This is a genomic window from Arthrobacter sp. 10N43 (assembly GCF_056394525.1).
The window spans coordinates 56,894-64,458 of record NZ_JBFTIA010000021.1; the positions used below are offsets into that span (position 1 = coordinate 56,894).

Consider the following 7,565-nt stretch of genomic DNA (forward strand, 5'->3'; position numbering starts at 1 on the left):
TCGGAAATGACAGAACAGCCGCTGCTGGAAGTCCGCGACTTCCAGGTGGAACTGATCACCGACGTCGGCATTGTCCGCGCCGTGGACTGCGTCAGCTTCACCATCCACCGGGGCGAGACGGTCACCATCATCGGTGAGTCCGGTTCCGGAAAATCAACGACGGCGATGGGCCTCCTCCGGCTCCTGCCGGAGGACCTCGCCGTGATCTCGGGATCGGTCAAGATCGACGGCGTGGACGTGATCGCCGATGCCAAGGCGATCAACAAGGTCCGCGGCAGGACCCTCGCACTGATCCCGCAGGACCCCATGACGGCACTGAGCCCCGTGCACTCGATCGGCAACCAGCTGTTCGAGGCCATCCGGATCGCCGGCGCCGCCTCGACCAAGGACAAGGGCGCCGTCCATGCCCGCGCCATCCGGCTGCTGGAACAGGTCCACATCCCCACCCCGGATGCGCAACTGAAGAAATACCCGCACCAGCTCTCCGGCGGCATGCTCCAGCGCGTCCTGATCGCCATCGCCCTGGCCAGCGAACCGCAACTGCTGGTCGCCGACGAACCCACGTCCGCCCTGGACGTCACCGTGCAGGCCGGCATCCTGGACCTGCTGCTCGAGCTGCAGGAACAGCGCGGCATCGGCATCCTGATGATCACGCACGACCTCGGCGTGGCCCGGCTGATCTCGGACCGGATCCACGTCATGAAGGACGGCGCGTTCGTCGAGTCCGGCGAGGTCCAGCAGATCGTGGACAACCCCGCCACCGACTACACGCGCAAGCTGCTCGCCGCCATCCCCGTCCTGGGCGCCTGGGACGAAACCCCAGACACCACCGCCCTGACCACCACTGGAGCCCGCCATGAATAAGCCGTTCCTGTCCGTCGAAAACCTCGTGGTGGACTACCACGTCTCCGGCGGAACCTTCCGGGCAGTGGACGACGTCTCCTTCTCGGTCGAGAAGGGCAAGACGATCGCCGTCGTCGGGGAATCCGGCTGCGGGAAGTCCACCATCGCCAAGGCGCTCATGCGCCTGGTCACGCCGACCAGCGGCCGGATCGACCTGGACGGGACGGACCTGGCGGCGCTCAGCGAGGCCAAGCTCCGGCCCCTGCGCTCGAAGTTTCAGATGGTTTTCCAGGACCCGTACGGGTCCCTGGATCCGCACCTCACGGCGCAGGAAATCGTGGCCGAGCCGCTGAAGCTCCAGGGTGTCCGGTCGCGGGCCGAGCGGCACCGGGCGGCTGCCAGCCTGATCGACCAGGTGGGCCTGCCGGTCGCATCCCTGGACAAGCACCCGTCAGAGTTCTCCGGCGGCCAGCGGCAGCGGATCGGGATTGCCCGGGCGCTGGCGTCCAAGCCGGAACTGCTGGTCTGCGACGAGGCCACCAGTGCGCTCGACGTCTCCGTGCAGGCCCAGGTGCTCCGGCTGCTCAAATCCATCCAGGACGAAACCGGCATCACCTACGTCTTCATTTCGCACAACCTCGGCGTGGTGCAGGAGATCAGCGATACCGTGATGGTCATGCAGCGCGGCAAGCTTGTGGAGCACGGAACGACGGCGCAGGTGCTGACCGCGCCCACCGAGGACTACACCCGCAAGCTCCGCCGCGCCGCCCTCGACCCGTCCACCATGACCGGCCTGAAGCCGCGGCACATCGTCTCGTCGCTCGCGCTGAAGACCAGCGCCTGAGGCCCTGACCGCCTGCCCCAAACCATCTCCAGTCACAGCAACCGCGAGGAATCAACCAATGAGCATCCAGCCCGAAGGCACGCCAGTGGACGGCCTGAAGCTACCCATCTCCAGGCTCGTCCTGGGCACCATGACGTTTGGCGACACCGCCGATGAGGCCACCGCGGGACGGATGGTGGACGAGGCGCTGGCCGCCGGGATCACTACCATCGACACCGCCAACGCCTACGTCGGCGGAGCCACCGAGGAGATGCTGTCCCGCCTCCTGAAGGACCGCCGGGCCGACGTCGTCCTCGCCTCCAAGGCGGGCATGCCGCACCCGGACCACGGCCAGCACGCGCCGCTGTCCAAGGAAGGGCTGCGCAACAGCGTGGAGGGCAGCCTGCGCCGGCTCGGCGTGGACAGCATCGACCTGTTCTATTTGCACCAGCCGGACCGGGTCACCCCGCTGCAGGAAACCCTGGCCACGGTGGCGGAGCTCGCCACCGAAGGGAAGATCGGTGCCCTGGGCGTGTCCAACTTCGCGGCATGGCAGATCGCCGACGTCATCCATGTGGCCAGTGAAGTGGGCGCACCGCGTCCGGTGGTCGCGCAGCAGCTCTACAACCTGGTGGCCCGTCGGGTGGAGGAGGAATACCTCGAATTCGCCGCCACGCACCAGGTCCACACCATGGTCTACAACCCGCTCGGCGGCGGCCTGCTGACCGGGAAGCACAGCTTTGACGCAAAGCCGACCGAGGGACGCTACGGCGACTCCAAACTCGCCGCCATGTATACCCAGCGGTACTGGGACAAGCAGCTGTTCGAGGCCGTGTCCGCCCTGGCCAACATCGCCGAAGGCGCGGGCATCAGCCTGGCCGAGCTGTCCCTACGCTGGCTCGCGTACCGGAACGGCGTCGGCTCCATGCTGCTCGGCGGCTCCAAAGTGGAGCAGCTGCAGGCCAACATCGCGGCCGTGGCCAAGGGCCCGCTGCCGTCAGAGATATCCGAGGCGTGCGCCGCCGTCGGCTCCGGCCTCCGTGGCCCCATGCCCGCCTACAACCGCTGACCTACGCAACCATTCCCCAGACTGAATTCCAACGACTCTAAGGCAGAAGAGAGAACATGACTTCCGAACTCGCTACCGAATTCGCCCGCAAGATCCGCGCCCGCGAGCAGGCCGTTGGCTACTGGGCCGTCCTGGACGCGCCCGTCGCCACCGAGCGCATCAGCCGGCTCGGCTATGACTACGTGGCGCTGGACGCGCAGCACGGGCTCTTGGGCTACTCGGGCGTGCTGAACGGGCTCATGGCGATCGACGCCGGGCACACCGCCGTCGGCATGGTGCGGGTGGAGGGCAATGACTTCACCGCGATCGGCAAGGCGCTCGACGCCGGCGCCGTCGGCGTGATCGTCCCCCTGGTCAACTCCGCGGCGGACGCCGCCGCGGCCGTCGCGGCGGCCAAGTACCCGCCGCTGGGCGGCCGGTCCTACGGCCCCATGCGCTCGGCCCTGCGGATCGGCCCGGTTCCCGCCGAGGCGAACGCCGCCACCCTGATCTTCGCCATGATCGAGACCCCGGAAGGGCTGGCCAACGTCAAGGAAATCTGCCAGACGCCCGGGCTGGACGGCATCTACGTGGGCCCCTCCGACCTCGCGATCGCCGTAGGCGCCGCCTACCCGGGTGATCCTGCCGTCGACGCCGAATTCAACGCCGCGCTGGAGACCATCGCCGAGGCAGCCGCCTCTGCCGGCGTGGCCGCGGGCATTCACACCCCGGCTGGCGAGGTGGCCGCGCTCCGGCTGCGCCAGGGCTACACCTTCACCACCGTCGCCTCCGACCTGACCCACCTGGAGCTGGCCGCCAAGGCCCACCTGGCCGCCGCAACCGCAAAGGACTGACCTGTGTTTTCAACAGACGCACCCAGCACTCAGGCTTCCGCTGCTGGCTACACCACCATCACGCCCGACGGCGAGGTCAAGGTAGCCGGCGGCAGCCAGTACGCGTACTTGCCGGCGCCCACGGTGCAGAGCCACGCCGCGAACCTCCTGACGCTTCCGGACGGTCGGCTCGGCTGCGTGTGGTTCGGCGGCACCCAGGAAGGCGTGCCGGACATCTCCATCTGGTTCTCGGCCCTGGAGCCCGGCAGCCGCCAGTGGTCGCCGGCCGAGCAGCTCTCCGACGACTCCGCCCGCTCCGAACAGAACCCCATCCTGTTCGCCGCCCCGGACCACCGGCTGTGGCTGCTGTACACCGCGCAGAAGGCCGGCAACCAGGACACCGCCGAGGTCCGCCGTCGCATCTCCGGCGACAGCGGCCGGACCTGGGGCCCGGTGGAGACCCTGTTCGCAGCCAACCAGACCGGCGGCGTGTTCGTCCGCCAACTGCCCGTGGTGCTGCCGTCGGGCCGGCTGATCATCCCGATCTTCCGCTGCATCACCACCCCCGGCGAGAAGTGGGTGGGCAACAGCGACGACAGCGCCGTCATGATTTCCGACGACGCCGGCGCCACCTGGACTGAGCATGTCCTGCCGGGCAGCTTGGGCTGCGTCCACATGAACATCCAGCCCGTGGCCGACGGGTCCCTGCTGGCCCTGTTCCGCAGCCGCTGGGCCGACTCGATCTACGAATCCCGGTCCACCGACGGCGGCAGCACCTGGAGCGAGCCCGTTCCCACCGAGCTGCCGAACAACAACTCCTCCATCCAGTTCACTGCGCTGGCCGACGGGCGGCTGGCCCTGGTCTACAACCACAGCCGGGCCGAGGCCTCCACCGAGCGGCGGCTCTCGCTCTACGACGAGATCGACGACGACGGCCTCGCCGAGGAACAGGGGCAGATCACCGAGCCGGTGGTCCCCGCAGCTTCGGTTCCAGGAGACGGCAGCGAACGGAAGGCCTTCTGGGGCACGCCGCGGTCCCCGATGACACTCGCGATCTCCGAGGACTCCGGCCGCAGCTGGCCCATCCGCCGCAACCTCGACGTGGGCGACGGCTACTGCCTGTCCAACAACTCCCGCGACGGCCTGAACCGCGAATACTCCTACCCGTCCATCCACCAGGGCCCGGACGGCGCCCTGAACATCGCGTACACGTACTTCCGGCAGGCCATCAAGTACGTCCGCGTGGATCCGCAGTGGGCCTACGACGGGACCAGCACCCCGGGCGGCGACGTCCAGTGACCGGTGCGCCGCACGCCGTCGTGACCGGCTGCAGCTCCGGGATCGGCATGGCGATCGCGGTCCGGCTGCTGGCCGCTGGCTGGCAGGTAACCGGGCTCAGCCGGAGCGAGCCCGAGCTCGGGCCGGGCTTCCAGTGGCGGCAGGCGGACCTTTCGGACCCGTCGTCCCTGGACGCCTGCGTCGAGGACCTGCCTCCGGTAAACGCCCTGGTCCACGCCGCGGGCTTCCAGCGGACCGCCTTGCTGGGCGAGCTGGATCCCGAGGCACTGACGGGCATGTTCACCGTCCATGTGGCGGCCGCGAGCAGCCTGGCCAACGCCCTGGTTCCGGGCATGCCCGACGGCGGCCGCGTGCTCCTGGTGGGCAGCCGGACCTCCACCGGTTCGCCCGGCAAGAGCCAGTACGCAGCCACCAAGGCTGCGCTGCTGGGCATGGGCCGGACCTGGGCGCAGGAACTGGCACCGCGCGGCATCACGGTGAACGTGCTGTCCCCGGGGCCGACGGACACACCCATGCTCGCCGACCCGGGCCGGTCCGCCACTCCGCCGAAGCTGCCGGCGCTGGGCCAACTCGTGGACCCGGAGGACGTGGCGGCACTCGCCGGATTCCTGCTGGGGAATCATGGGAAGTCCATCACGGGACAGAACTATGTGATCTGCGGCGGCGCGTCGCTATGAGAGGATGCGCGGTGAACGTACGCGCACGGAACGGATGCGCGCCGGGGCCGATTAGCATGGGGACAGCAATGTACCGCGCGGTACAGCTACGGATGCGTCAGCAGCCGGTGAAGGAGAGCCAACGATGACTACCGCCAAAGCCAGGCGCGAAGAGATCTACCACCTCGCCGTGACCACGGGCCTGGCGTCCGTGGAAGACCTGTCTCGGCATTTTGCCGTGACGGCCTCCACCATCCGGCGGGACTTGGCCCAGCTGAACGAGCAGGGAAAACTCGCCCGGACCTACGGCGGCGCCGTGGCGCTGGGCGCACACCCCGAGCCGTCCCTGCGGCAGCGGACCGGCGAGGCCTTCGAGCAGAAGCACGCCATCGCCGCCTGGGCCGCCGCCGAAGTGAAAGAGGGCGAAAACATCCTGCTCGACGGCGGCTCCACCGTCGGGGCCATGGCGCACGCCCTCCGGGACCGGGAGAACCTCTCCGTCACCACACCGGGCATCAACACCCTCCAGGAACTCGCCGACTCCCCCGGCATCCAGGTGGACTGCCTGGGCGGACGGCTCCGCGGAGTCAGCCAAACCTTCGTGGGCCCCATCGCCGAGGCCGCCCTGGAGCGGATGAGCTTCGACCGGGTGTTCCTTGGCGCGGACGCGGTCACTGTGGATGCCGGCCTGTGCGAGGCCGACCAGGCCCAGACGCGCCTCAAAGAACTGATGGCACGCCGCGGCAACACGGTCTACGTCCTGGCGGATTCCACCAAGCTCGGCAAGCGGCCGTTCCATGCCTGGGTGCGGCTTCCCGCCCCGTGGATCCTGGTCACGGACAACCGCGCGGACCCGGAGCAGGTCGAGCTCTTCCGGCAATCCGGGGTGACGGTCCAACTCGTTGAGGTGGCGCCGGCGCAGGCCGCCTGACCCAAGCGCCGACGCCGAATCGCCGACGCCGAACGGCGCCAACCGCCTGACCTAGCGACCGGGGCCCACTTAGAGTGCAACGCGGGGTCACTTAGCGGCCATTACGGCTGTCCAAAGTCAATTGGTCGTTGCAACATCGGGGTTTAGGCCGCGGTGGCGATTAGTTGGCGCATGCGTTGCTTTGGGGTTTCGAGGTCCAGGGTGGGCCGGGGCCGGTTGTTGAGTTTGTCGGCGATGGTGTTGAGGTCCTCGGCGGTGCAGCAGGACGGTGTACCGGGTGGTGCGCTCGACCAGCGTGCCGATGGCACTGCGGCCGTCCTTGCCGATGATGAGATCGCCTTCCCAGTGCCCGGGCACGGCCCGGTCATCGGCCTCCGCGGGGCGTTCTGAGATCTTCGGAGCATCCTTGTAGTGCTGGCCTGCGTTTCCGTGGGGCCGCTCACCGCGGGGCGTCCGTTTGCTCCGGCTGGTGCTTAGGCACCGGTAGAGATCCTTGCGGAGTTCTCCCCGGCCCTGGACGTAGAGGCTCTGATAGATCGTTTCGTGGCTGATCTGCATGCTCTCATCGTGACCGAAGGTTTGCTTCAGAACCAAGGACACCAGCTTCGGGGACCACCCGTCGTCCATCGCGTCCTCGACGAATTTGACCAGCTCCGGGTTCTGGAGCCGGAACGCCTTGGGGCGCCGGGCGCGCTGATGGGTCCATATCTGTGCCACATCGGCCTGATACGACCCATCAGCGCCCCGGTTACGACGGACCTCCCGCCATACAACCGACCGGTCCCTGCCGATTTCGCGGGCGATCGCGGCGACCTTGGCGCCCTCGCGGACCCGGATCATAATCACCGCCCGGTCCACCAGATCAAGCCGGTTGGACCCCGGGCGGACAGCCGGGACCGGGCCCGCCTCAACACCGCCGTCAACACCCATCCGCATCCGCATGCCGCCAGTCTTGCCCAGCCACCGCTGCGTACTACTGCGCCACACCCCAATCCGGGCAGAGGCTTGCGTGACCGCCATCCCCTGCCGCAGAAGTGAAAAGAACTCATCCTTCAGCGCATCGGGCGCCCGATAACCACTCGGCATGGCAACCTCCAAAAATCAGATGTTGCAACGACCGTATGATTCTGCG

The 7,565-nt window shown here is 68.3% G+C and carries 7 protein-coding genes and 1 pseudogene; 7 read left to right on the forward strand and 1 reads right to left on the reverse strand.

From position 1 onward, the window contains the following. Window positions 1-6: 6 nt before the first annotated feature. The 7 genes from AC1DDO_RS22210 (at window position 7) to AC1DDO_RS22240 (ending at window position 6,433) form a co-directional block, all read left to right on the forward strand. The gene (locus AC1DDO_RS22210; protein ID WP_476972790.1) at window positions 7-864 is read left to right on the forward strand and encodes an ABC transporter ATP-binding protein; all 858 of its coding nucleotides are present in this window, start codon (window positions 7-9) and stop codon (window positions 862-864) included. Continuing rightward, window positions 857-1,687, forward strand: coding sequence for an ATP-binding cassette domain-containing protein (locus tag AC1DDO_RS22215; RefSeq protein ID WP_476972791.1), 831 nt, complete (start codon window positions 857-859; stop codon window positions 1,685-1,687). Before AC1DDO_RS22210 ends, AC1DDO_RS22215 begins: the two co-directional genes overlap by 8 nt. A gap of 58 nt (window positions 1,688-1,745) precedes the next feature. Beyond that, complete coding sequence (locus AC1DDO_RS22220; RefSeq protein WP_476972792.1) at window positions 1,746-2,735, forward strand: aldo/keto reductase; 990 nt, start codon at window positions 1,746-1,748, stop codon at window positions 2,733-2,735. Between the two features lie 56 nt (window positions 2,736-2,791). Next, entirely contained in the window at window positions 2,792-3,568 is a 777-nt protein-coding gene (locus AC1DDO_RS22225; RefSeq protein WP_476972793.1) for an HpcH/HpaI aldolase family protein, read from the forward strand. A gap of 3 nt (window positions 3,569-3,571) precedes the next feature. After that, window positions 3,572-4,846: a sialidase family protein gene (locus AC1DDO_RS22230; protein ID WP_476972794.1), complete on the forward strand. Its 1,275-nt coding sequence runs from the start codon at window positions 3,572-3,574 to the stop codon at window positions 4,844-4,846. Next, a complete protein-coding gene (locus AC1DDO_RS22235) occupies window positions 4,843-5,523 on the forward strand; it encodes an SDR family NAD(P)-dependent oxidoreductase (protein WP_476972795.1) in 681 nt (226 codons plus the stop codon). Before AC1DDO_RS22230 ends, AC1DDO_RS22235 begins: the two co-directional genes overlap by 4 nt. Before the next feature lie 124 nt (window positions 5,524-5,647). Then, window positions 5,648-6,433: a DeoR/GlpR family DNA-binding transcription regulator gene (locus tag AC1DDO_RS22240; RefSeq protein WP_476972796.1), complete on the forward strand. Its 786-nt coding sequence runs from the start codon at window positions 5,648-5,650 to the stop codon at window positions 6,431-6,433. 255 nt (window positions 6,434-6,688) lie between these two features. On the opposite strand, the pseudogene AC1DDO_RS22245 reads toward AC1DDO_RS22240, so the two are convergent. Next, a pseudogene (locus AC1DDO_RS22245) lies at window positions 6,689-7,381 on the reverse strand (IS30 family transposase); the annotation flags it as partial. Window positions 7,382-7,565 lie beyond the last annotated feature (184 nt).